We start from the raw sequence: 1,471 nt of genomic DNA on the forward strand, positions 1-1,471 counted from the left end.
ATTAGAAAGTAATACTGGAGTGGAGGCCGAAGATGGCCTCGTTCCCGATCCGTTTGGGTGAATCCCCCCATGAGAGAGGGATCCCGCCCGAAGGGTTCCAGACATACTGGAAGTCCGGCTGCATGACCCACCAGGGCATGACCTGCGCCTGATAGGTCACTTCCAGATGGTTTTCGTTCCCCTGCCGGTGTGTGCCGGAGTCCCGGTCAAACTGGCGCTGCCCGTAAGAGGCACGGCCAATGCCCCAGCCCACGCCCACCGTATCATTGTCACGCCCCTTGAAGGGGGCCTTGAGGTTGATCCCCGCATCCACGGCAAAGCTGATCAGGTTGCGGTCACCACCATTGCCCGTGGCACGGGCAAACACACCCACAGACTGGGGAGACTGGAGCGAGGGACGCCAGATCATCTGGTCGATAATGCCGTAAACCATCCAGTTGCCACGGTCCCAGCGCGGGGTCAGGTCACGCTGGTTGGTGCTGCCGTTCAGCACCGCTGTTCCCAGCGAGCCCCCGTTCTTGTTGTAGCGGTAGTCTGCAAACTTGGCGGTGTCGTAAAAACCCCCCAGCTTGTAAATACCGGGCAGGCCGGGGTCCTTGGTGACCTTGGACATGTCATCGGGCTGGGGGTTGATGGCATATTGCAGCTCGGTCATGAGCAGCGCCCCCGTGCCCATGTTGAACTGGGTGCCCGAGGCATTGTTGTTGGCGTTCTGGCTGGTCGGGTCGTTGGTCTGCCCTGCATCCGAGCCTGTGGCCTGCTGGATGGCGGTGGAGTTGTAGCGGTTGCCTGGCGGGTTATCATCCGCTGCGGCAAACATGACGGTAAACTGGTCCGTGGGCCGGTAGCGGATACGGATGGCGGGGGATGCCAGCGGCCAGGACGGCCCACCCCCATACAGGTTGACCGATGGCGCCATGGGCCAGCCGAAGTTGGAGTTGAGGTAAAGGCTGCCGTAATCACTGATCAGGAATTCGGTATCCAGATCCTGCTGCCCGATCTTGACGTCGAGCTTGCCGCCAAGGAAGGACTGCTGGTACCACAGCTCGAACAGGCGGGTTGAGCGGTCTGCCTCAAACCCGGATGCGGGGTTGAACACGCCCAGATGATCCTGCGAGATCGAGCGCCCGCGCAGCTGGAGTGCGCTGATATTGAAAATACCGCCCTTGAGGCCGATGAGTTTTTCCAGGTCCACGGTCAGGGTTGGCATGGTCATGCCGTCATAGGCCGGGCCGGTGCCCGAGCCATTTGCCCCATCGGCTGCTGATGCGGTGCCGCCTGAGGTATTGCCCCACAGTTCATCCACTTCCTGGATGTCGAGCGTAATGCCGTGGCGGGCCATCCAGTCACGTGCGCCCCACATATTGCCCAGCAGGTGGTCGCTCAGGTCGGGGTGGTCTTCATCATTCTTGGAGGCAGCCGCTTCTGCCGCGCGCATGCTGTCACGCACCGTGGCAGGGTCAACCTCGGA

At 61.5% G+C, this 1,471-nt stretch carries 1 protein-coding gene; it reads right to left on the reverse strand.

The features are described from left to right. Position 1 precedes the first annotated feature (1 nt). A partial coding sequence (locus GOB83_RS14580) for a carbohydrate porin (protein ID WP_165926621.1) occupies positions 2-1,471 on the reverse strand: 1,470 nt, incomplete at its 5' end.

The organism is Acetobacter fabarum, from assembly GCF_011516925.1.
Taxonomy (GTDB): Bacteria; Pseudomonadota; Alphaproteobacteria; order Acetobacterales; family Acetobacteraceae; genus Acetobacter; species Acetobacter fabarum.